This is a genomic window from Nitrosococcus halophilus Nc 4, from assembly GCF_000024725.1.
GTDB lineage: Bacteria > Pseudomonadota > Gammaproteobacteria > Nitrosococcales > Nitrosococcaceae > Nitrosococcus > Nitrosococcus halophilus.
The window spans coordinates 2,861,577-2,883,636 of record NC_013960.1; the positions used below are offsets into that span (position 1 = coordinate 2,861,577).

Annotated in this window: 25 protein-coding genes and 1 pseudogene; 12 read left to right on the forward strand and 14 right to left on the reverse strand. The window is 53.8% G+C overall.

Features of this window, described 5'->3' with window-relative positions:
• Positions 1-151: 151 nt before the first annotated feature.
• The 7 genes from hflD to NHAL_RS13570 form a co-directional block, all read right to left on the reverse strand.
• Complete coding sequence (hflD, locus tag NHAL_RS13540; RefSeq protein WP_013033716.1) at positions 152-793, reverse strand: high frequency lysogenization protein HflD; 642 nt, start codon at positions 791-793, stop codon at positions 152-154.
• A complete protein-coding gene (gene mnmA, locus NHAL_RS13545) occupies positions 790-1,893 on the reverse strand; it encodes a tRNA 2-thiouridine(34) synthase MnmA (RefSeq protein ID WP_013033717.1) in 1,104 nt (367 codons plus the stop codon). The genes hflD and mnmA overlap by 4 nt, the downstream gene beginning before the upstream one ends.
• A gap of 6 nt (positions 1,894-1,899) precedes the next feature.
• Positions 1,900-2,052: an RRXRR domain-containing protein gene (locus NHAL_RS22505; RefSeq protein WP_083761406.1), complete on the reverse strand. Its 153-nt coding sequence runs from the start codon at positions 2,050-2,052 to the stop codon at positions 1,900-1,902.
• Positions 2,053-2,652: 600 nt separating this feature from the next.
• Positions 2,653-3,468, reverse strand: a complete 816-nt coding sequence (gene folE2 / locus NHAL_RS13555) for a GTP cyclohydrolase FolE2 (RefSeq protein WP_013033719.1) — start codon at positions 3,466-3,468, stop codon at positions 2,653-2,655.
• Complete coding sequence (queD, locus tag NHAL_RS13560) at positions 3,465-3,854, reverse strand: 6-carboxytetrahydropterin synthase QueD (protein WP_013033720.1); 390 nt, start codon at positions 3,852-3,854, stop codon at positions 3,465-3,467. The genes folE2 and queD overlap by 4 nt, the downstream gene beginning before the upstream one ends.
• A gap of 54 nt (positions 3,855-3,908) precedes the next feature.
• The gene (ispA, locus tag NHAL_RS13565; RefSeq protein WP_013033721.1) at positions 3,909-4,799 is read right to left on the reverse strand and encodes a (2E,6E)-farnesyl diphosphate synthase; all 891 of its coding nucleotides are present in this window, start codon (positions 4,797-4,799) and stop codon (positions 3,909-3,911) included.
• A 1-nt stretch (position 4,800) separates the two neighbouring features.
• Positions 4,801-5,034 (reverse strand): exodeoxyribonuclease VII small subunit, encoded by a 234-nt coding sequence (locus NHAL_RS13570; RefSeq protein WP_013033722.1) that lies wholly within the window; start codon positions 5,032-5,034, stop codon positions 4,801-4,803.
• Between the two features lie 148 nt (positions 5,035-5,182).
• Here NHAL_RS13570 and ribF point away from each other — a divergent pair, with 148 nt between their 5' ends.
• The gene (gene ribF / locus NHAL_RS13575; protein WP_013033723.1) at positions 5,183-6,115 is read left to right on the forward strand and encodes a bifunctional riboflavin kinase/FAD synthetase; all 933 of its coding nucleotides are present in this window, start codon (positions 5,183-5,185) and stop codon (positions 6,113-6,115) included.
• A gap of 206 nt (positions 6,116-6,321) precedes the next feature.
• Here the strand turns inward: ribF and NHAL_RS13580 are convergent, their stop codons facing one another.
• Both NHAL_RS13580 and NHAL_RS13585 read right to left on the reverse strand, forming a co-directional pair.
• A complete protein-coding gene (locus NHAL_RS13580) occupies positions 6,322-6,984 on the reverse strand; it encodes a tetratricopeptide repeat protein (protein ID WP_013033724.1) in 663 nt (220 codons plus the stop codon).
• A gap of 141 nt (positions 6,985-7,125) precedes the next feature.
• Positions 7,126-8,082 (reverse strand): 2-hydroxyacid dehydrogenase, encoded by a 957-nt coding sequence (locus NHAL_RS13585; protein ID WP_013033725.1) that lies wholly within the window; start codon positions 8,080-8,082, stop codon positions 7,126-7,128.
• A 313-nt stretch (positions 8,083-8,395) separates the two neighbouring features.
• Between NHAL_RS13585 and NHAL_RS13590 the strand changes: the two genes are divergently transcribed.
• Positions 8,396-8,734: a DUF1820 family protein gene (locus tag NHAL_RS13590; RefSeq protein WP_041355742.1), complete on the forward strand. Its 339-nt coding sequence runs from the start codon at positions 8,396-8,398 to the stop codon at positions 8,732-8,734.
• 3 nt (positions 8,735-8,737) lie between these two features.
• On the opposite strand, the gene NHAL_RS13595 is transcribed toward NHAL_RS13590, so the two are convergent.
• From NHAL_RS13595 to NHAL_RS13605, 3 genes and pseudogenes are all read right to left on the reverse strand, one after another.
• Positions 8,738-9,022, reverse strand: a complete 285-nt coding sequence (locus NHAL_RS13595) for a cupin domain-containing protein (protein WP_013033727.1) — start codon at positions 9,020-9,022, stop codon at positions 8,738-8,740.
• The gene (locus NHAL_RS13600; protein ID WP_013033728.1) at positions 9,015-9,407 is read right to left on the reverse strand and encodes a DnaJ family domain-containing protein; all 393 of its coding nucleotides are present in this window, start codon (positions 9,405-9,407) and stop codon (positions 9,015-9,017) included. Before NHAL_RS13600 ends, NHAL_RS13595 begins: the two co-directional genes overlap by 8 nt.
• Before the next feature lie 125 nt (positions 9,408-9,532).
• A pseudogene (locus tag NHAL_RS13605) lies at positions 9,533-10,703 on the reverse strand (RNA-guided endonuclease TnpB family protein).
• A gap of 34 nt (positions 10,704-10,737) precedes the next feature.
• On the opposite strand from NHAL_RS13605, the gene NHAL_RS13610 reads away from it, so the two are divergent.
• From NHAL_RS13610 to rnhB, 9 genes are all read left to right on the forward strand, one after another.
• On the forward strand, positions 10,738-10,890 hold the full coding sequence (locus tag NHAL_RS13610; protein WP_041355745.1) for a ribbon-helix-helix protein, CopG family: 153 nt from the start codon (positions 10,738-10,740) through the stop codon (positions 10,888-10,890).
• Positions 10,891-11,048: 158 nt separating this feature from the next.
• On the forward strand, positions 11,049-12,362 hold the full coding sequence (gene egtB, locus NHAL_RS13615) for an ergothioneine biosynthesis protein EgtB (RefSeq protein ID WP_013033729.1): 1,314 nt from the start codon (positions 11,049-11,051) through the stop codon (positions 12,360-12,362).
• A complete protein-coding gene (egtD, locus tag NHAL_RS13620; protein ID WP_013033730.1) occupies positions 12,359-13,336 on the forward strand; it encodes an L-histidine N(alpha)-methyltransferase in 978 nt (325 codons plus the stop codon). Before egtB ends, egtD begins: the two co-directional genes overlap by 4 nt.
• 116 nt (positions 13,337-13,452) lie before the next feature.
• A complete protein-coding gene (gene glyA, locus NHAL_RS13625; RefSeq protein ID WP_013033731.1) occupies positions 13,453-14,706 on the forward strand; it encodes a serine hydroxymethyltransferase in 1,254 nt (417 codons plus the stop codon).
• 14 nt (positions 14,707-14,720) lie between these two features.
• Positions 14,721-15,245, forward strand: coding sequence for a transcriptional regulator NrdR (gene nrdR / locus NHAL_RS13630; RefSeq protein ID WP_013033732.1), 525 nt, complete (start codon positions 14,721-14,723; stop codon positions 15,243-15,245).
• A gap of 131 nt (positions 15,246-15,376) precedes the next feature.
• Complete coding sequence (gene ribD, locus NHAL_RS13635; RefSeq protein ID WP_013033733.1) at positions 15,377-16,498, forward strand: bifunctional diaminohydroxyphosphoribosylaminopyrimidine deaminase/5-amino-6-(5-phosphoribosylamino)uracil reductase RibD; 1,122 nt, start codon at positions 15,377-15,379, stop codon at positions 16,496-16,498.
• A gap of 58 nt (positions 16,499-16,556) precedes the next feature.
• Complete coding sequence (locus NHAL_RS13640; RefSeq protein WP_013033734.1) at positions 16,557-17,213, forward strand: riboflavin synthase; 657 nt, start codon at positions 16,557-16,559, stop codon at positions 17,211-17,213.
• Positions 17,214-17,219: 6 nt separating this feature from the next.
• Positions 17,220-18,326, forward strand: coding sequence for a bifunctional 3,4-dihydroxy-2-butanone-4-phosphate synthase/GTP cyclohydrolase II (ribBA, locus tag NHAL_RS13645; RefSeq protein ID WP_013033735.1), 1,107 nt, complete (start codon positions 17,220-17,222; stop codon positions 18,324-18,326).
• Positions 18,327-18,345: 19 nt separating this feature from the next.
• The gene (rnhB, locus tag NHAL_RS13650) at positions 18,346-18,948 is read left to right on the forward strand and encodes a ribonuclease HII (protein ID WP_013033736.1); all 603 of its coding nucleotides are present in this window, start codon (positions 18,346-18,348) and stop codon (positions 18,946-18,948) included.
• Positions 18,949-19,222: 274 nt separating this feature from the next.
• On the opposite strand, the gene NHAL_RS13655 is transcribed toward rnhB, so the two are convergent.
• Complete coding sequence (locus tag NHAL_RS13655; RefSeq protein WP_013033737.1) at positions 19,223-19,600, reverse strand: hypothetical protein; 378 nt, start codon at positions 19,598-19,600, stop codon at positions 19,223-19,225.
• A 228-nt stretch (positions 19,601-19,828) separates the two neighbouring features.
• Between NHAL_RS13655 and trhA the strand changes: the two genes are divergently transcribed.
• Positions 19,829-20,533, forward strand: a complete 705-nt coding sequence (trhA, locus tag NHAL_RS13660) for a PAQR family membrane homeostasis protein TrhA (protein WP_013033739.1) — start codon at positions 19,829-19,831, stop codon at positions 20,531-20,533.
• A gap of 128 nt (positions 20,534-20,661) precedes the next feature.
• Here trhA and nhaA read toward each other — a convergent pair whose 3' ends face one another.
• Positions 20,662-22,002, reverse strand: a complete 1,341-nt coding sequence (gene nhaA, locus NHAL_RS13665) for a Na+/H+ antiporter NhaA (RefSeq protein WP_013033740.1) — start codon at positions 22,000-22,002, stop codon at positions 20,662-20,664.
• Positions 22,003-22,060 lie beyond the last annotated feature (58 nt).

A 22,060-nucleotide genomic window follows, 5' to 3' on the forward strand; every position in this document is an offset into this window, starting at 1 on the left:
AGCCCCGCAGCATGGAAGGCGGCTTCAAAGCACTGCCTTCCAGGGGCTGGCCAGTGAACATCTGACACTCCCTGCCCGCATGGGGCAAGGCTTTACGCGCATTTTGGTAAAATTTTGTGGTTAGGCGAAACTCACTTTTAAAGCTTTTTGCCTAGGCTGCGCCTGCTTCGGGTAGACGCTTGAGGAGCATGTGGGTTTCGTATAACAACTGCCGGTTGTGGAACAACAAATGAAGGCGATTACCTCCCATTTGCCGCCAGAGAACGGCTGATCGGATTCCCGCTAGCAGCAATGCACGCACCCGCTCAATATTCTCCGGCTGCCGGAGGTGGGTTTCTTCACCTCGAATTTGGATTCGCGGAGTTAGCGTGCTGATAGTGTTGACGTAGGTGTCCGCAAGGCGCGCAATAACGTCAGGATGAGTGGGGGAAAAATCCTCCGTTTCCTGCTCAATGTGTTTAATTTTATCTGCAATCTGCGCTAGGATTTTTGGCCGTTTTCTTAGGCGTTGCTCCAAATACATGATATTGATGAGGTAACGCAGCAATTCAGGGTCGGTACGGTAGCGCTTTCTATCAAGCTGCTGGCTTAGGAGCCGCAATCCAATAGAGAGTCCTTCGATGTTGCCGTAGACCTCTTCTGCGGTTTTCGGATTCATCTTAAAGACACTGGCCAAGTTGGTGGCGATTGCATCAGTGGGAGCATTGCCGTGGCGGGCAATCTGTTGAACTGAGTGTAGAGCTTGGAGTATGCCAGCCAAAGCTAGCGTTCGATTATGCCAAACGTTGCTCATAATTGTATCCCCGGTGCGTCCGTGGTAGTGATTGTGCCTCCACCAAGACATTCGTCGCGCCGATAGAAAACGACGGCTTGTCCTGGAGTAACGGCGTATTGTGGCGAGTCAAAGACGACTTTGATACGACCATTGGTTATTTTTGTGAGAGTGCAGGGTTGGTCGGCTTGGCGATAGCGAGTTTTGGCAGCACAGAGATAGGGCAGGGATGGAGGTTGACCGGCTACCCAATGCAACTGGTTGGCCTCAAGGGTTTGACTTTTCAGCCAGGGATGATCCCCACCTTGGGCTACATAGAGGGTGTTCCGTGGCAAATCTTTGCCCACGACAAACCAGGGAGCGCCGTTGCTATTTTTACGGCCGCCAATGCCTAGCCCACGTCGTTGTCCTAAGGTGTAGTACATAAGCCCGTCGTGTTTCCCAATCAACTCCCCTTGGGGGGTGCGCATTTCACCCGGTTGGGCAGGGAGGTAACGGCCGAGAAACTCCTTAAAGCGGCGCTCACCAATAAAGCAGATCCCGGTGCTATCTTTTTTATTATGATTAGGAAGGTTCGCCCCGGCGGCAATTCGGCGGACTTGTGGTTTTTCCAACTCTCCTAGCGGAAACAAAGTGTGGGAGAGTTGTTTTTGTCCCAAAGTATACAGAAAGTAGCTTTGATCCTTATTCTTATCCCGTCCTTTAAGGAGACGGTAGCGCCCTTCCTTTTGCTCAATACGGGCATAATGGCCCGTAGCGATGAGGGGGTTGCCAAGTTCCAAGGCGTGGTTAAGGAAGGCTTTGAACTTTATTTCCCGGTTACAGAGGATATCCGGGTTGGGGGTACGTCCTAGGCGGTATTCATCGAGAAAATATCGAAATACCTGGTCCCAATATTCCATTGCAAAGTTGGCTTCATGGAGGGAGATGCCGAGTAAGGAGGTAACAGCGTGGGCGTCTTCCCTATCTTGGGCAATGGTGCATTCGGATTCGTCGGCGAAATCCACCCAGTTTTTCATAAAAAGGCCGCTTATGGGGTAGCCTTGATGTTGTAGTTGTAGGGCAGCAACAGAGGAATCCACACCTCCGGATAAACCAACAACAACCTTGGGCCTATTCATAGAACTTCACGCGCCAGAAACCTCTGGTTTCAAACAGGGGAGGAAGCGCGTTCTCCTCCAAAACGACGTGGCTTTGCCTTCTTTAATCCACCGCCTAGCGCGACTAGGTTTTGTTGGCATCAGCGGTTTGTTATCTTGATCTACAACCGGAACAAACATGTAATAAACCTCTTTCGAGTATCTACTTCCCTTCGATGCTGACGAACCGAGGGACCGGAAACTAGGAGGGCATTCCCGGTATCGCTTGCCCTGCCACGGGCAGTTCGTTCAGCTTTCTGTCTAGTCAACCGTTTAGTCTCGATTGGCCCGCTTGGCTTGCGGGTTTCCCAAGCCTCTGACTTCAGCCAGGGGGGGTTGACGGGCTTATTCTACAATCATCCCGCAATCGATTTAAGAATGTAAACAAAATGTCTTCCATCAAGTGCAACCAATGGGTGGCCGCGAGGAAAGACTACCAGGCAGCGTCGTTCAACACCAACGCTCTTATGAATACTCAATGGGTATTTCTAAGGCAGCTTTGCCCTCTGTTTTCTGAGGTTAAATGGGTATGGAGAATAAGGGGGGAGATGGTAATACAGCCTCCAGTTTCGCAGGACCCATTTATGGAGGGGAAAAAGTGGTTGAGGTTAATCCAAATAGGGTAGAAGATTATAGCGGTTTCCATTTAGAGATCCCCCCTTGGATTGGGGCAGGTGCGACCGTAACGTCGGCGTTTTTGCCGCCAACGTCTAGTTTCAGATGCCCCCCCTTTATTTTGCCCTAGGGGTTAAGCTGCTTATCCCGCTCGATCATCGCATAGGCGGAATGGTTATGAATGGATTCAAAATTTTCAGACTCTACCATATAGGCAGAAATTCGATCATCTTGGTTGAGGCGCGCGGCGATATCACGCACCATGTCTTCCACAAACTTGGGGTTATCATAGGCGCGCTCGGTGACATATTTTTCATCTGGGCGCTTGAGCAGGCCATAGATTTCACAGGACGCTTCTTCCTCTACCCAATCAATGATATCTTCAATCCAGACAAAGCGCTCTACCCGCACAGTGATAGTCACGTGGGAGCGCTGGTTGTGGGCTCCATAGTCAGAAATTTGTTTGGAGCAAGGGCAGAGGCTGGTGACGGGGACCACCACTTTGACGGTCATTTGAGGCTTATTCCCCTTAATCTCACCGATAAAAGTGACCTGATAGTCCATCAAACTCTGCACCTTTGAGATGGGGGCTTCCTTGGTTACGAAATAGGGAAAGCTCATCTCAATATGACCGGACTCGGCTTGGAGCCGGTGGGCCATTTCCTGCAACATTTCCTTAAAGGACTGCACGGTAATCTCATGTTCATGCTGATTTAGAATTTCCACGAAGCGAGACATGTGCGTCCCTTTGAAATGGTGGGGTAAGTCTACATACATGTTGAAATTTGCCACGGTATGCTGTTCTCCACCGCTGCGGTCCCTCACCCGCACGGGATGGCGAATATCTTTAATTCCCACCTTATTAATCGCAATTTGCCGCTTATCAGCCTTTGCTTGTACGTCCTCAATGGGACGCTCTACTGCCGGGGCGATTGGGTTCATTGTTGTTGGTCCTCTGTATAACGCACGCAGGCGCGCTCGGTCTCCCATAGGGTAATGGCGCTCACTTGTGCCCGCTCATTATTAAGCTTTTCGCTTAAGCCACGGTAAAAGAAAGCCGCCAAATTCTCAGCGGTAGGATTGATCTGGTCAAAGGGGGGAATATCGTTTAGATAACGATGGTCGAGTTGAGCACATAAGTTCCGGGCGCTTTCTTTGATTGCTTTAAAGTCCATGGCCATGCCCTGTTGATCCAAGGCTTGGGCCGTGACCTCTACTTCTAGTTTCCAGTTATGTCCATGCATACGGCGACATTCCCCCGGATAGTCACGCAAGGTGTGGGCCGAGGCAAAATCAGTAAGGATTTTAAGAGTATAAGTTGCTGCCATCGCTAATCCTGACCATTGTACTAGGATATTAGTATCCTGACAAAATAGAAGTGGTTAGTGGCGACGTTGGACCACGAAATCCGCCAACCATTCTAAGTGTTCCGTGGGGGCATCCACTGCCCGTAAGGCTTGGTGGGCCTGTTCCAGCAGGCTTTGGGCTTTGGCTTTGGCCTGGGGTAAACCAAGCAAGGAGGGATAGGTCGGTTTATCCCGGGCCCTATCTGAACCCTGGGGCTTGCCTAGGGTGGCGGTATCGCTTTCCACGTCAAGGACATCATCCTGGATCTGGAAAGCCAGTCCAATACATTGGGCAAAACGGTCGAGATTTTCCAATGTATGGGGATCAATCGTGGGATGGCACCAGGCACCGAGCAGAACACTGGCGCGAATCAGCGCCCCTGTTTTGAGCCGATGCATGGTTTCCAGTTCAGCAAGCGTTAAAAGTTGACCTACCGATTCCAAGTCAATGGCTTGACCTCCCGCCATTCCACGGGAGCTGGCCGCCTCCGCCAATAGCATCAGCATTTTGATTTGATTGCTGGCTGGAAGCCCAGAGGTGGAATCTGCCAGGATGCGGAAAGCCAGAGACTGAAGCGCATCCCCCACTAGCAGGGCGGTGGCTTCGTCAAAGGCCTTATGGCAGGTGGGACGCCCCCGCCGCAAGTCATCATTATCCATGCTAGGCAGGTCGTCGTGGACCAGGGAATAAGCGTGGATGAGTTCTACCGCGCTTGCTGGAGCATCAAGAACCGCTTCAGAGGCACCAAGGGCCATGCCTGTGCTGTAGACCAGCAACGGTCGAAGCCGTTTGCCTCCTCCAAGGACCGCATAACGCATTGCCTCATGCAACCGTTTCGGCGGTTTGTCCGCTGGCGGGAGAACCTGTTCTAGAGCCCGTTCAGTACGCGCCTGCAAAGCGCCGATCCAATCATCGGTGGATGACATGCTATTCCTCGCTGGGGAAGTCGCTTATTTGTTCTTTTCCCTGTTTTTGCTGCAATATCTGGATCTTCTGTTCAGCATTACGCAGCGCCTCTTGGCAATGATGAGAGAGTTTGACTCCCCGTTCATACAGTCGCAGGGACTCTTCCAGGTTGACATCGCCTTGTTCCATGCGTGAGACCAGTGCTTCTAGCTCGGCAAGGGCGGCTTCAAAGTCAAGTTTATTACGCTTTGTCATGACTTAGAAAGTATCTATGAGGCAAACTTTCCAATCTAACCTAGACTAGGTTAGGGGTCAACCAATGGGTCAACCTTATTTTGTCCTGCTAGACCTGATTACGGGCAAGAGGCTACGCTATATGCATTTTGGTGATTGAGACCGTGCTATGAGCAAGCTCATCAGGGGCTTATATAACCTGCAACCCTGCCATCGAGGCGGAGTTGCCACCATCGGTAACTTTGATGGGATTCACTTGGGCCATCAGGCCGTACTCGGACGATTGGCCGCCAAAGCGGCAGAGTTCCAGCGGCCATCACTGCTCATTACTTTCGAGCCGTCCCCTGAAGAATTCTTTACGCCAGAGGGTGCCCCCGCAAGATTGACCCGCTTTCGGGAAAAAATCCAAGCCCTCCGCTGTCAGCCGTTGGACTGGGTGCTGTGTCTTCGCTTTGATCATGCCCTTGCCGGGATGGAGGCCGATGATTTTATTCGAATTGTGCTGGTGGAAAAGCTGGGACTCCGCTATTTGATTGTCGGCGAGGATTTTCGTTTTGGGCGTGACCGCTGCGGCGACTTGAACCTGCTGCAAAGGGCGGGGGAGCATTATGGTTTTGAAGTTGCCACCATGCCTACCCTTTGCCTGGAGGGGGAACGGGTTAGCAGCACCCGCATCCGTGAAGCTTTGACCCGTGGCGATTTAGCCCAGGCAGAAAAATTCCTGGGACGCCCTTACCATATGAGTGGGCGCATTGTTGAGGGCGACAAACGGGGCCGAACATTGGGGTTTCCGACTGCCAATATTGGTTTGCATCGGCGCCGGACGCCCTTTACGGGAGTCTTTGCAGTAGCGGTCCAGGGGTTAGCAGCAGCGCCATTGCCGGGGGTCGCCAATGTGGGGGTGCGACCTACCATCGGCGGTCGCCGTGCCCTCTTAGAGGTCCATCTGTTGGATTTTGAGGGGGATATTTATGGTCGTTATGTCCAGGTGACTTTTCTGCGCCAACTGCGACCCGAACAGCGCTTTGAATCCCTTTCTGCCTTGCGCCAGCAAATCGAGAAGGATTGTGTGGCGGCGCGGGAGTTTTTTGCTGCACCCTAGCCGTTGAGCCTCTGAGTTATTGCAATTCCTGCGGGATTTCTTGCTGAATTACCGTGAATGGGGAAGCTAGCTTGGATAATTCATGAGATCACCACAAAGGCACAAAGAGCACAAAGAAATCATGTAGCTTGGTGGTAAAAAATTCAGGCTAGGGGAGTTTGGCTTTTAGCCGCGAATGCACGCAAATATTTCTATGTATTAAGCCGCTATGGGTAGAGCAGTCGCTTGATGAACCGGGTGTTGCGGTGGTCGGGATCGAGTTGCCGCATCAGCTCGTAATAGGTTTCGGCGCGGCTGGTTTCCCCCTGGGTATGGAAGTACCACGCCATCACAGAGTAGAAACCCCGTACCTCGGAGATATGGAAAAGCTTGCGCTTGGGGTAGAGGAGCTTGAGTTCATAGTGGCCGTCGAAAATCTCGGGCACCTTTTCCGGTTCACCCTGCTGCAGGCAGTCGGTGGCATAGGCGATGCGGCCGAACAGGTAATCGGGAAAACGCTCCAGGGTCTCCTTGAGCATCCGTTGAGCATTGCCCCGGTCGCCAAGCACCTGATAGGCGCTATGGAGACAATTATAGAGCTGAGGCACATCGGGGTATTGCTCGATGAGCGGTTGCAGGATGGCGATGGCCTCCTTGGGCTTTTGTAACAGCACCTCGTGGTAGATCCTGTCAAGCTGATCCTTGACTGACTTGGGTAACCGCTCGTAAGCAGGCCCAGGCATAGGCTCATCGGTGATCTCATAGCTTATAATCTGAAGCGGCTCCGACCCTCGGGCAAGGGGTTCGTGTCGCCTACCGGCAGGCTTGGTCTTGCGTTTGGCTGCTTTCTTGGCGAGTTTCTTCTGCCGTCGTTTCTCGTCACGGGTCATGGATGAGCCTCAGGAAGGCGGTGGCTGGGGAACGGCCGGCATCAGCTAGCCGAGCTAACCTGTTGAAAACCAAGAGGTGCAGTCGCACTATTTTGGCGTTTAATAATATTATATTTTAGTCAATAACTTCTAGGATTAATATCAGCTCACGAGATTACAGGGTTCGCCGTCGAGAAAACTCCGAATATTTTTAGCCACCTGCTGGAGAAGGTGCTGGCGTGCCTCGCGACTGCTCCAAGCCACATGGGGAGTCAGCAGCAGATTGGGAATATCCGGCGCTAGCAAAGGATTGTCTTGTGGCGGGGGTTCTTGGCTTAAAACATCCACCCCGGCTCCTCCCAACTGTCCTTCGCGGAGGGCATCAGCGAGGGCTTGTTCATTCACGATCCCGCCCCGGGCGGTATTAATGAGAAGCGCATCAGAACGCATTAAAGCCAATTCTTCCCGGTCGATTAATCCGGTAGTTTCCGAGGTCAGGGGGCAATGGAGACTGAGGATATCCACTAGGGGGAGTAGTTCTTTGAGGGGAATGCGACCGGGGCCATTGGGCGTATTCGGTCGTTGCGCCACCAACACGGTCATCCCAAAGGCGGTGGCGATCCGGGCTACTGCCCGGCCTAGCTCACCGTAACCGATGATCCCAAAGGTTTTTCCTGAAAGCTCCCGGCAGGGGAAGTCCGGTACCGTAAAGTGGGGACTGTGTTGCCAGGCGCCGCTGGTTGCCGCGTGGGTAGTTGCCGCAAGACGGCGGGTGAGCGCCAAAATCAGCGCAAAGACATGCTCGGCTACGGAGGCGGTGCAATAGCCTCGGACATTGCAGACGGCAATCCCAAGGCGGCGGGCGGCTTCCAGGTCCACATTGTTGGTTCCCGTGGCGGCGATGCAGACCAATTGTAGATGGGGGGCCTGTTTGAGAATGGCGCCCGTTAGAATGGCTTTGTTGGTCACCACCACCGTGGCCTGCCGAATGCGGTCGATGATCTCGCTAGTGGTGGAACTGGTCCCGTAATACTTCCACTGGGGGATGACCTTTTCCAGAGGTGAGAAATCAATATCGGTGGGGTGGACAGTGTCTCGATCAAGGAATACGCCTTGCATATGCCTTTTGTGCGCCTCACTTTAGTGATGAACTATGGTTGCTATATCGACTCCCTCAGCCAAATTCTGAAGAATGCCGTCGCTTTCGGTACGATACTCTATGGCTCATAAGCTCATGAAATTTCGTTCCTGGCTAGGGCTAGTACGGGTACGGAAATTCCTCAATTACATTGAGAGGAAGAGCGCCCGTTGGTAAACTGGCCAGCAGTCGTTAGCCGTTAGTTTGCATTTGACATCATGTCATCGGCGAAGCGGTGTTCACGGCCAGGTGGGCGATGGAGTCAAGTTTTGTTAAGTGGGGGTGTTGCAGTCAGTGGCTAAAAAACGAGTTTATAGAATCAAATTTATTAGTCAAGGCAAGATCTACGAGCTGTTTGCCCGTGAGGTGGGGCAAAGCGCCATGTATGGATTTGTCGAGCTTGGCGAAATCATCTTCGGGGAAAAATCGGCAGTGGTGGTCGACCCTTCTGAGGAACATTTGAAGACGGAGTTTGCCGGGGTAAAACGAACCTATATTCCCCTTCATGCGGTCTTGCGCATTGATGAAGTGGATAAGGAGGGAGTCAACAAAATCACCGAAGCCAGCGATGCCGATAGCAATGTAACTTTCTTTCCCTCGTCTCTTTACCCCCCTGGAAAAGATACAAAATAACGGTTACTTGAAGGTATAGTGTTTTTTGACGGGGTGATGGACTTCCCAGGTGCAGGACATCCCCGCGGGAAATGTGACCAAATCCCCCTGGCTTACCTGGAGTGGTTCGCCACCTTCCGGGGTGACGGTCACCGTTCCTTCCAGGAAATAACCGATTTCGGTGCTGTCATAATGCCAGGGAAAAGTAGAAATCCCACATTCCCAGGTAGGCCATGAGGTCACTCCTAGCTGTTCTAAGCGTTCTGGGGATGGATGACGTTCTAATTCAATATTTTTATTCTCACTCATCTTTGTTTCCCTCCTGCAGACGCTGCATAAGCTTTTCGTAATAGTATTGCTCTGTTTGAAGATGACTAGAGGTCCCTCGAAGGGCCGCTATTTTTCCCAGTAAATAGCTAAGCTTTTTCCGGGCCTCTCGGCGCTCAGTTTCATCTTCGGTGGTGGCTAATAGCTGTTCAATGGTTCGGATCTCTCGGCGGGGCTCTAGCTCGGGGGGGAGATAGCCCGCGTTTTTTAATATCCGGTAGGCGGCGCGTAGGGATTCGGGCACTAGCCGGTCATCATCAAGGCGTAATGGCCGCCCTTGGCCAGGGAGATTATCCAGCTCTCCCCGTTCTATGGCCTCTGCAATGCGGGCCTCGGCAATTTTCTCTAGAAGGAGCATGGCAATCATTTTAGCGCTATTCGCTGCCTGGCTTCCAATGGCTTTGGAGTTTCGCCATGACTGACTACGGCTCGGTCCCTCCTCACCTTGTCAGCCTGACAAATTCGCGTTTCCTCGCGGTCCTCAGGCGGTGGCTAGGCCACGGCCCTTGGGGTCTTTACCTCTCCACGCGCTTTATCGGTTCCGGCGCTCCCCGCCGTACCCAACCTCAACACATTTTTGGCCGCGTTAATGTCCCGGTCGTGGGTAGCGCCACAGCTACAGGTCCACTCGCGAACTTTGAGCGGCATGGACTCTTGCGCTGTGCCGTGTACCCAGAGCACGTCTTGCTGGTGGGCGCCCAACGGTCCACGATAAACACTTCTCGGCCATACCATGCGGCTTTATATTCAATTTGCCGCCTGAGTTCATACAGCCTGCAATCCGCAACGGCTTTACTCAGGCGACGATTTCTCAACATCCCTTTGATGTTCAAATCCTCCAGACAGATTACTGGGTTCTCGTTAATCAGCTTGGAGGATTGCTGGTGCAGAAAATCCCGGCGGCTATCGGCTATCCGGGCATGAATGCGGGCTACGCGCTGCTGCTGCCGGCGGCGACGCTGAGCGCCTTTTCTCTTCTTGCTCAATCGACGCTGCGCCCGTTTCAATTGCCGGGCATAGTGGTCGGTGTATTTGGGCGCGCCGGACTTATACCCCTCGGAGGTGATGACCACATCCTCGACGCCCAATCCTTGACGCCCACATCCACGCCAATCGCGTTCCTTCGCACAGGCAAGGGGAGAACGGCTACCTCGCAGGCCATGCTGACGAAATAACGGCCAGCGGGGTCTTTGCTGACCGTGACCATTTTGGGGAGACCCCCCACATTCCGGGACCACTTGAGCTTAAGCGCCCCGAGTTTGGGCAGCTTCAAAAACTTACTTTCAGCGTTAAAGTTCTTTTCTACATGGCGTTGGTCCAGTTGGTAGCGTACCGATTGCGTTTGGTGGCGTTTCTTAAATCGTGGGTATTTCGCCCGGCCCGCAAAGAAATGCTTGAACGCCTTGGCTTGGTCAATCGGCTTTTGGGTATGGCAACTGGCGGTGGCTTCACTCAGCCAGGGGCACGCCGTCTTTTTCAGTGCCGTCAATTGGCGGCTAAGACAGATAGTGTTCAGCGACTCGCCCTGCTCTTGATACGCCTTCGTTCGGGTCTCCAACGCCCAATTTCACACATAGCGGGCATGGCCGAATTCAATGGCCAATTGCCGCTTTTGCTGGGGTGTGGGGTAAAACCTGAATTTGTAGGCCCGTTGTGTTACCATAATGCGATAGTATTGCAAATGAATGGTCACGTCAATGGCAAGAGAAATGCTGAATGTCCGCATCGACTCAGAGCTGAAGCGGCAATTACAGGAATTAGCGAAAAGAGAAAACCGAACCCTGTCGAACCTGGTCGAAACGGTGCTCGCCAACTACGCGAAACGCGAATTGATGGCAAAACGCAAGTAATCGGCCCTCGCGCTCGACGCTCCGCTTCACTTCACTTCGCACTCTCGCTAGGGGGGCGTCGTGCGTCCATGCACTCCTTCAAAGCAATTTTTGCGGCCTGGGACGCCATGGATTACACTCCTACCCGTAGTCAATTCGAATGGCCTGGGAGAGAGACCATGAGACCGCGCCAGGATGCAGTTGAATTAAAAGAAAGAGAACAGAACATTGGGGAGAAGTATGCCCACCTCATGCGGCGCTACCGGCAGGTGCGTCAGCTCAGTGAAACCCTATGCCAGCCCTTGGAGAGCGAGGACTATGTGATTCAGACCATGCCGGATGTGAGTCCACCTAAGTGGCATTTGGCCCATAGTAGCTGGTTTTTCGAAAACTTTATTTTGATCCCCCAATTAAAGGACTATCAACCCTTCCATCCCGCTTATGGCTATTTATTCAACTCCTACTACGAGACCGTGGGACAGTTTTGGCCTCGTCCCCAGCGGGGGTTGTTGTCCCGTCCCACGGTGGCTGAGGTGTATGAGTATCGCCGCCACGTGGATAGGGAGATGGCGCGCCTAGCAGAAAATTTGGAGCCAGAGGAATGGGCAACCCTCGCTCCTCTGGTTGAACTGGGACTTCACCATGAACAGCAGCACCAGGAGCTGCTCCTAACTGATCTTAAACATATCTTTGCCCTTAACCCCCTCCGTCCTGTCTACCAGGAGCCGGCTATCCCTAAACCTCGGGGGGTCGGAGAAAGTGGGAATTTGGAATGGTATGAGTATGAAGGAGGACAACATGCCCTGGGGCATGGGGGCAAAGGTTTTGCCTACGACAATGAAGGGCCGAACCACCAGGTTTACCTGCGCGATTTCCGCTTGGCCTCTCGCCTTGTGACCAACGGGGAGTATTTGGCGTTTATGGAAGCAGGGGGGTATGAAGAGCCTCGCTATTGGCTCTCCGATGGTTGGTCTGCGGTACGCCAACAGGGTTGGCAGGCCCCCCTCTATTGGGAACAGCGGGATGAGGATTGGTGGCAGATGACTCTTAATGGGATGCAGCCTGTTCAGAAAGACGCTCCGGTTTGTCACCTTAGTTACTATGAAGCGGATGCCTATGCCCGTTGGGCTGGCTATCGGCTGCCTACGGAAGCTGAATGGGAAGTGGCGGCACGGACCCTGCCATGCCAAGGCAACTTCTTGGATTCAGGGGCCTTACAGCCGCTGCCTGCACCCTCGGCAGAGAATGCCCCCGTGCAAATGTTTGGGGATGTGTGGGAGTGGACGGCAAGTCCCTATGCGCCCTACCCCGGCTACCGTCCCTCCGAGGGCGCCATCGGTGAGTACAATGGCAAGTTTATGTGCAACCAAATGGTGTTACGAGGTGGATCCTGCGTGAGTTCCCGTGACCATCTACGTGCTTCTTACCGGAATTTCTTCCCCCCCTATGCCCGCTGGCAATTCACGGGCCTTCGATTGGCGGATGATACATGAAATCGTTGCTCTCTAACCAAACGCCGCGGGAACCTGTTTTCCACGATTACCGGCCGGAACCAGTCCGGTTCCGGGAAGATGTTCTCTCTGGATTGGTCAAGAACCAGCGGCGGATTCCCCCTAAGTATTTTTATGATCAGACCGGCTCTCGCCTTTTCGATGCCATCTGTCAATTGCCCGAATATTATCCTACCCGTACAGAAATCGGGCTGCTGAAGCAATATGGGGCAGAAATGGCCGAGTATATGGGCGAGGGTAGTGTCCTGGTGGAGTTTGGCAGTGGCAGTAGCCTCAAGATTCGGCTGCTTCTTAATGCGTTGCAGCCAGCAGCTTATTTGCCCATTGATATCTCCCGGGAACATCTTTTTGATTCTGCTAGAGAGTTGGCCGAGGAGTATCCCCTGGTGGCCGTTCATGCCATTTGCGCCGACTATACCCGCCCCTTGGTGTTACCCGAGGGGTTTGCCGGCAAGCCCAATGGGGGCTTCTTTCCCGGCTCGAGTATTGGCAACTTCGAGCCAGAAGAAGCTCGCCAATTCCTAGAACGGATAGCAACCCTGCTAGGATCGGGGAGTGGGCTGCTCATCGGTGTGGATTTAAAGAAGGAGATTGCGTTGCTCAATGCCGCTTATAACGATAGCCAAGGTATTACGGCGGCTTTCAATTTGAACCTCTTGCAGCGCATTAACCGGGAACTGGAGGGGAATTTTGACCTGGCCAGTTTTGAACATCATGCCCTTTACAATGCGGCCGAGGGGCGGGTAGAAATGCACCTGGTCAGCCGGAAAAAACAGGCGGTGACGGTGAGCGGCCAAGTCTTCGAGTTCCAAGCTGGAGAAACCCTCCATACCGAGAATTCCTATAAGTACACCATTGAAGAGTTCCAACAACTGGCAAGCTCGGCGGGGTTTCAGCCGCGGCGGGTTTGGACCGATCCGCAAGACCTATTCAGCGTCCATTATCTTAGCCTCTAGTCGGGGGAGATGGGCGGGGCTAAGGGGAGAGGAAGGCCGATTCAGCGTCGTTATTTTCCCTAAAAGTACGTTAAAATGAGAGGCTTTATCTAGAAATTGCAGCACTAGGACAGTCCATGTACAGCAAAGAGATGCGTATTGCCGGTTACGATGAAGAGCTCGAGGTCGCCCTTGCCAATGAAGCACGGCGGCAGGAAGAGCATATCGAATTGATTGCTTCGGAGAATTATGTCAGTCCTCGGGTCTTGGAAGCCCAGGGGTCTGTATTGACCAACAAGTATGCGGAAGGCTATCCCGGCAAGCGGTATTATGGGGGTTGTGAATATGTGGATGTGGCGGAGCGGTTAGCCATTGAACGGGTTAAAGTGCTGTTTGGAGCCGATTACGCCAATGTCCAGCCCCATTCGGGATCCCAGGCCAATGCCGCTGCCTGCCTGGCTCTACTCGAGCCGGGGGATACGCTCATGGGGATGAGCCTTGCCCATGGCGGACACCTGACCCATGGCGCTAAGGTCAATTTTTCAGGCCAAGTCTTTAACGCGGTCCAGTTCGGGGTGGATACGGACACGGGCCTTATCGATTATGATGAAGTCGAGCGGTTGGCGAAGGCCCACCGACCTAAAATTATCATTGCCGGTTTTACTGCTTACTCCCGAATTGTTGATTGGCAACGTTTTCGGGAGATTGCCGACTCGGTGGGAGCTTACCTTTTAGCGGATATTGCCCATGTGGCGGGGATGATTGCAGCGGGGATTTATCCTAACCCGGTTCAAATTGCCGATGTGACTACCAGCACGACCCATAAAACCTTACGGGGTCCCCGCTCGGGGCTGATTTTGGCCAAGGCCAATCCCGAGATTGAGAAAAAACTCAATTCCAAGGTTTTCCCCGGCATGCAGGGAGGACCTTTAATGCATATCATCGCGGCTAAGGCGGTGGCCTTTAAAGAGGCCATGGAGCCGGCATTTAAGGATTATCAGCGGCAAGTTGTTCGCAATGCCCAGACAATGGCGGAAAGTATCCAGTCGCGGGGCTATAAAATTGTTTCCGGGGGTACAGACAGCCACCTATTTTTAGTGGATCTCATTGATAAGGGCCTTACCGGCAAGGCTGCGGATGCGGCCTTGGGGCGGGCTAATATCACCGTGAATAAAAACACGGTCCCCAACGATCCCCAGTCTCCATTCGTGACCAGTGGAATTCGTATTGGGAGCCCGGCGATGACTACCCGCGGTTTTAAGGAGGCGGAAGTCCAGGAGGTGGCAGGGTGGATTTGCGACGTGCTGGATGATATCGAAAATGAGACCGTAATTGCGAACACGAAAGAGAAGGTATTGGCCCTCTGCGCTCGCTTTCCGGTCTATGGTTAGAGGCTAAGGCAGCGATGCATTGTCCCTTTTGCGGGGCAGGAGACACCAAGGTCATCGATTCCCGTCTCGCCAATGAGGGCGATGCCATCCGTCGCCGCCGGGAATGCCAGGTGTGTAGTGAGCGCTTTACGACCTACGAGACTCCAGAACTCGCCCTGCCCCGCATCATCAAGCGCAACGGGACTCGGGAGCCGTTTCAGGAAGGCAAACTGCGGGCCGGTGTCCTCCGGGCGGTGGAAAAACGTCCCGTCGGCACCGAGAGGGTGGAGGCCGCTATCCGCCGTATTGTGCGCCGTTTGCGGGCGAGCGGTGAGCGGGAGTTAGACTCTCAGGTGCTGGGCGAGTGGGTCATGGATGAATTACGCCACTTGGATGAGGTGGCTTATGTCCGCTTTGCTTCGGTTTATCGCCGCTTTCAAGACGTTCAGGCTTTTCGGGAAGAAATTGAACGCTTGGAGCAAGCGCTGTCACCGGCGGAAAAGGCCGCCCAGTTATCTTTGCTCCTCGACGAGAAATCTCTGGTGAATAAATCGGACTAGCAGGGCTATTTTTCCATCTTCCTCTAACGATGACCTTACGCCAGGACAAAGAGTGGGGACTTTGCTTTTATTGTAGTGGCAATCAGCGGCTTTTCTAGTGCAATATCCACGTTAAGACTTTTGCCTTTGGCGTGGAGCAGGTGAACGATAGAGCGTACATGGCCCGGGCTCTGAAGCTGGCCTGGCGGGGTTTATTCACCACTGACCCTAATCCCCGGGTGGGTTGTGTCTTGGTGCGTGCCGGCGAGATCGTGGGGGAGGGCTGGCATCAATGGGCCGGCGATGCCCACGCGGAAGTCAATGCCTTGCGCCAGGCGGATGTCCGGGCTCGGGGGGCCACCTGTTATGTCACCTTAGAGCCCTGCTGTCATCGGGGTCGAACCCCTCCCTGCACTGAGGCACTCATTGAAGCAGGCGTTGTTCGAGTGGTTGCCGCCATGCGAGATCCTAATCCCAAAGTTGCCGGCCAGGGGCTAGCGCAGCTTAGGGAGGCCGGTCTCCAAGTGGAATACGGATTGCTTCAGGAAGAAGCCCAGGCCCTTAACCCTGGGTTTGTGCAACGTCTGGTTCAAGGCCGTCCCTGGGTGCGCTGTAAGTTGGCCATGAGTTTGGATGGAGCTACAGCGCTGGCTTCTGGAGAGAGCCGTTGGATTACCGCTCCCCCTGCCCGTCGTGATGTGCAACGGTGGCGCGCCCGCAGTTCAGCGATTTTGACGGGGATAGGGACTGTCATTGGAGATGATCCTGCCCTCAACGTCCGCTATGAAGAATTGCAAAATGAGGTGCCACCGGGGTTTGACCGCCAACCTTGGCGAGTCATATTGGACCGGAAATTGGCTATTTCGGAGAAGGCCCGGTTGCTCTCGCTGCCGGGGCCGGTACTGATTGCCTGTGCCGATGGGGAGCAGCCGAAAGCGGAGTCTTTACGCTCTAAGGGCGCGGAAGTGATCAGCCTTCCGGTGGCTTCCGAGGGGTTGGATCTTAAGGCCCTGATGGCCGTTCTGGCCGCACGGGAAATCAATGAACTCCATGTGGAGTGTGGTGCGCGGCTGGCAGGGTCGCTGCTCCAGGCTGGTTTAATGGATGAACTCGTACTGTATATCGCCCCCAAATTGATGGGGGAGGCCTCTTTAGGGTTGTTGCGGCTGCCCGGTATCCAGACCATGGAGGATTGTATTCAGGTAGACATCAAAGAAATACGGGCAGTCGGCCGGGATTGGCGGCTAGTGGCCAAAATACTCCCTAAAGGGTGAGTTATGTCCCCAGCTAAAAATTGGAATTGAAATTCATAAGAGGTAGGTAGAGAAAACCATGTTTACCGGGATCATCAGGGCGGTTGGGACGGTAGTGGCATTGCAACGCAAGGGGAGTGAGGCCGCCCTTCGCATCGATAGCGGTAAACTGGATCTTGCGGAGGTCGGTATTGGGGATAGTATTGCGGTCAGTGGGGTCTGCTTGACGGTGGCTCGGCTCGCCAACCAGGTTTTTGACTTTGATGTTTCCCAAGAGACCCTGTCTCGCACCGTATTGGGGAAGTTGCAGCCTGGCGAGGGGGTCAATCTGGAACCGGCCCTGACCCTCAAAGATCATCTCGGCGGACATTTGACCAGTGGCCACTGTGATGGCGTAGGGAGGGTGGTCGAGCGCACCTCAGTGGGAGAAAGTGTGCGTTTTTCTATCCGCGCCCCGGCAGGCCTTGCCAAGTACATCGCCGAGAAAGGCTCCATTGGGGTCGATGGTGTGAGCTTGACTGTCAACGGGGTGAAGGGAAATCTCTTTGAGGTCAATATTATTCCCCATACCCTGCAAGCCACCACCTTGAATGAATACCGTCCGGGACGGGAGGTGAATTTGGAGGTGGACCTTTTGGCCCGTTATTTGGAGCGTTTATTACTGGGTGACTCGGCCGCCACCACCCGGCCAAGTCTCGATGAGGCCTTTCTGGCCCGTTACGGTTTTAGCAAGTAATTGATTATGCCTTTAAGCGAAATAGAAGCCATCATCCAGGATCTCCGGGAAGGAAAGATGGTGATCCTGATGGACGATGAGGACCGGGAGAATGAGGGGGATCTGATCATGGCGGCCTCCCAAGTGAAAGCCCCGGATATTAACTTTATGGCCCGCTATGGACGGGGGCTGATTTGTTTGACCCTGACCGAGGAGCGCTGCCGCCAATTGCGGCTGCCCTTGATGGTGTCAGATAGCAACGCCAAACACAGTACCAATTTTACCCTTTCCATTGAGGCGGCAACGGGGGTCACTACAGGTATTTCCGCCGCGGATCGAGCCCGGACCGTGCAAGTGGCGGTGGCCCCGGAGGCTAGACCCGAGGATCTGATCCAACCGGGCCATATTTTTCCCCTCATGGCCCGGCCGGGGGGCGTGCTCACCCGGGCTGGCCACACCGAGGCGGGCTGTGATTTGGCGCGACTGGCGGGTCTTGAACCGGCGGCGGTGATTGTTGAAATCCTCAATGAAGATGGGACCATGGCCCGTCGCCCGGATCTGGAAGTCTTTGCCGAGCGCCACGGCTTGAAATTGGGCACTATTGCCGATCTGATTCGTTATCGTCTGGAGCATGAGCGGTCTGTGGCCCGGGTGGCGGAGTGCGCCTTGCCCACGGAACAGGGGCTGTTCCGTCTTTTGGCCTACCAGGATCTAGTGGATCAGCAACTCCATCTGGCCTTGGTCAAGGGGGAACTCCATCCGGAAGAGCCCACCTTGGTGCGGGTTCACATGGCCGATACCCTTTGCGATATTCTCCAAGTACGGCGTGGCGATTGCGGCTGGCCCCTGAATGATGCCATGAATCGCATTGCGCAGGCGGGTACCGGGGTGGTGGTGATCCTCCGCCGGCAGGAGTCTCCTAGGGATCTGATGCAGCGCATTCAAGACTATCAGTTGGAGGATCAAGGGGTGCGCCTGCCCCGGCAGGAGCCCTCCAGCGACTTGCGGACCTATGGAGTCGGCGCCCAGATTCTGACCGATTTGGGGATACGAAAGATGCAGGTCATGGGCGCCCCCCGGCGGATGCACGGACTGGCGGGTTTTGGCCTGGAAGTGGTGGAATATGTCACTTGACTCTTTTGCAGGGAGCGAAATGGGAGACAAAGGGACTCTTCAAAGGGAAGTCCAAGGATGGATTGCTGGCGTGGACGAGGTGGGCCGGGGTCCCTTAGCCGGTCCGGTTGTCGCCGCGGCGGTGATTCTGGATCCGGGGCACCCCATCGCCGGAGTGAAGGACTCCAAGCAGTTGACGCCTCTGGCGCGGGAGCGTTTAGCCGCACTCATTCAAGCCCAGGCTGTGGCCTGGGCCTTAGGGCGGGCTGAAGTAGAAGAGATCGAACAGCTCAATATCTTTTGGGCCAGCCTGCTAGCCATGGAGCGGGCCGTTGCGGCCCTTTCAGAGGCCCCCTCCCTGGTTCTCGTGGATGGCAAGCACTGTCCCCCTGCCGCCTGCCCGGTGCGGGCCGTGGTCAAGGGAGACCAAAAGGTTATGGCTATCGCCGCCGCCTCCATCGTGGCCAAAGTGGCCCGGGATGCGGAGATGGTTGCATTGGAGAAACGTTATCCCGGTTATGGTTTTGGCACTCACAAAGGCTATCCGACCCGGGCCCATTTGGCTGCCCTGGAAAAGTTAGGTCCCTGTCCTATCCACCGCCGCTCCTTTCGAGCAGTGAAGGAAATAGCATTTCTCGTTTAAATGAGACCTCGGAAGCCGTTGGAAAATTCTTTTAGGGTGGATTATGCAGGGAAAACTCACCGCTGCTCACTAATTCTCATAAAACAAAAAAGCTAACCAAGTTAGTTGATTGTCAGCCTACCTCAAAATTGGTGATCTTGTGTAACCGATTGAATAACGCCGCTTCTCAAAATTTCATGCGTTAGCCCTGGATAAAGCCCCAGTTTCCCAGCTGGGGTTCCATCGTTTATAGTCCTGTAACTTTATCACGACTTCCCTGCCTTGGGTTCGCCGATCACTGACTCTCTTCTTTAGGTATTTGCCAGATCGAGGTGTCTGCTAGATCGAAGACGGCCACAATATGGCGCGTATTTATTGAAGTGTCTGTCCTGGAGGTTGGCGAGCAGAGAAGCTTAACCCCCTTCCAGGAATCAGGCAAATATTCGACGCGGAACTGCCTATGTTCAAGCATCTCAACGTCAATCCATACATCACCGTTGGCAGCCTGCCTTACCTTATTAATGTGCTCAATTCCTAGCATCTGCCCGGTATCCAGCAGAACGCCAAAAAACCACGTGTCGTTCATCATCCTCTCAATAAACCAGGCTGGTAGAAGTTCCTCAGCCTTTGCGACCTCTGTAGCCCTTGTTACGTTGTCTTCGTCTAGACTCATTGGGGGTATTCCTCTTTATAAAAATTTTATCGTTTATACTATCGTTTATACTACAGCTATAAGCTGGGTTTATAATCTTTTGTACGCTCCTTCCTTCTATAAGGGTGCTTAAGATAGTCTAGCCACTTCACATTGCCGCGGGTCACCTGCCGTTTATCTCCAGGAACTTCATTAAAGTCTAGGAGGCAAAGCAGCATTCGTTATTCAGAGCTTCCTCAGGTAAAACGCATGAATGAGACCGATTTAATCTCCGGGTTCAATGAACCCTTTAGTGCTTTAAGCCATCTGCTGGGCGCTGGCGTGTTTTTGTTATTGTCCTTTCCTCTATTGAGATTAGGCTGGGGAAATCTTCCGAAATTGATGGCATTGGGGGTTTTCGCTTTGGCCAGTGTGTTTATGCTCTCTGTAAGTGGGATCTATCATGGGCTATCTCCCAAAGGGAGCATTTTGCAGCGACTTGATCATTCGGCAATATTTATTTTAATCGTGGGCACAATGACTCCTATCCACCAAATGTTGTTCCAAGGGGTTATGCGCTGGGGGTGGCTGCTGCTGGTGTGGCTGATCGCGATAACGGCCCTAACCCTTAAAAATATGTTTTTTACTTCCTTTCCAGAAGGGTGGGGGCTAGCCTTGTTTTTGGGCCTCGGGTGGCTTGGAGCGGTCTCTGTAGGGATACTCTGGTATCGAAAAGGCAGCGCCTTCATCAAGCCATTACTCGTTGGAGGCTTGGCCTACACCGTAGGCGCCATTTTAGAATTTGCTGGGCAGCCGCTTTTTCTTCGTGAGATCTTGGGGCCACACGAGTTATTTCACCTGGCGGTACTAATAGGGTTAGGCTTTCATTGGAAGTTTATTCATACCATGGCGCGTAGGGATAATCTTTCTACCTCAAGGCCGAATAGAAGGAAATGGCGCGCCATGGCCCCGTGAACAATGACGCCTCAATCCAGTGCTAGCGGGAATCCGCTCAACCGCTCCTTGCTTGAGCTCCGGGGTGTACTTTTGTTTTGCCATCATTCACCTCACTCTCTGCTCGTTTCTATTCTATCTTAGTGAGGCTACTTTCTACGAGCAGACCAGGTGCTCAACAGCACAATACCCGCCAGCGCAGAAAAAACCGAGGCGGACAAAATGCCTATTTTGGCGGCGTTGATGAGACTGGGGCTGAAAGCCAGGTTGGCAATAAACAGCGCCATCGTGAAGCCGATGCCTGCGAGGAGGCCACCGGCAGTCAGCAACACCCAGTTGAGATCCGGAGGACGTATCGCCATGCCCGTGTGCACAGCCAGCCAACTGAAGATCAAGACTCCTAGCGGTTTGCCCAGCGCGAATCCCACAAATACAGCCAGGGTGACGGCGTTTTCCAACCCGGCGAAAGCGAGGGGCACTCCAGCATTGGCAAATGCAAAAAGCGGCATGATCACGAATCCAACCCAGGGGTGCAATATCATCTCAAGCCGCTCAACTGGCGACAGCGCTTCACGCGCCGCAACCTCCGCCATTCGTAATGCCTTGCGATCCTCAGAGTCACCACTCCAGTGATCGCCGGGTGGATACGCCTCCACGCGATCCAAAATGGCATGCAAACGCTCGTCGCTCACCCATCTGCGGGTCGGCGCCATTAAGCCGAGGATGATGCCGGTCACGGTGGCATGGATCCCGGAGATATCCACTGCGATCCAGATCAACCCTCCCCCTATAAAATAGATCGCCATGCTACGGACGCCGAGCAGCGCTATGGCGCGCACGATAACGATACCCATGGCAGCTAGAGCGAGCGCCTTCCAACTGATGTGACTACTGTAGCCAATAGCTACCACCAGAATAGCGCCGATATCGTCAATAATGGCCAGGGACAGCATGAACACTCGCAGACTCTGGGGAATGCGCGACCCTAACAGCGCCAGACAACCGATGACAAAGGCGGTGTCGGTGGCCATCACCGTGCCCCAACCATTCTGGCCGGGTTGGCCTAACTGGAGCATCAAGTAGAAGAGAGCAGGCACGAGCATACCACCCAAGGCCGCCATAATAGACAGCGCGGCCAGACGTGGATTGCGCAATTCGCCAAACACCAGTTCCCGTTTGAGTTCCAGGGCGACAAGAAAAAAGAACAGGGTCATTAAAGCGTCGTTGATCCATTCACGCAGCGAACGGGTGAATTCCAATGGGCCGATCTGAAGACCCACCGGCGTTTCCCAAACCTCTAGGAAAGGATGGCTCCATAAGGAGTTGGATAGCACCAACGCCGACAGGGTAAACAGTAGAAGCACCAAACCCGCCATGGACTCGATGCGCAAGAATCGGGCAATGGGCTTGGTCAACCAATCAATGCGTTCCTGGGGGAGCAGGGAAGTTTGTTTGTTAATCGGCGAGCCTTTCCTCATCTTTTCTGCCATCGAATGGGGGTCCATTTTCAGAATGCATTGAAGGAGCACAAGGAAGTGCGACGCCCCC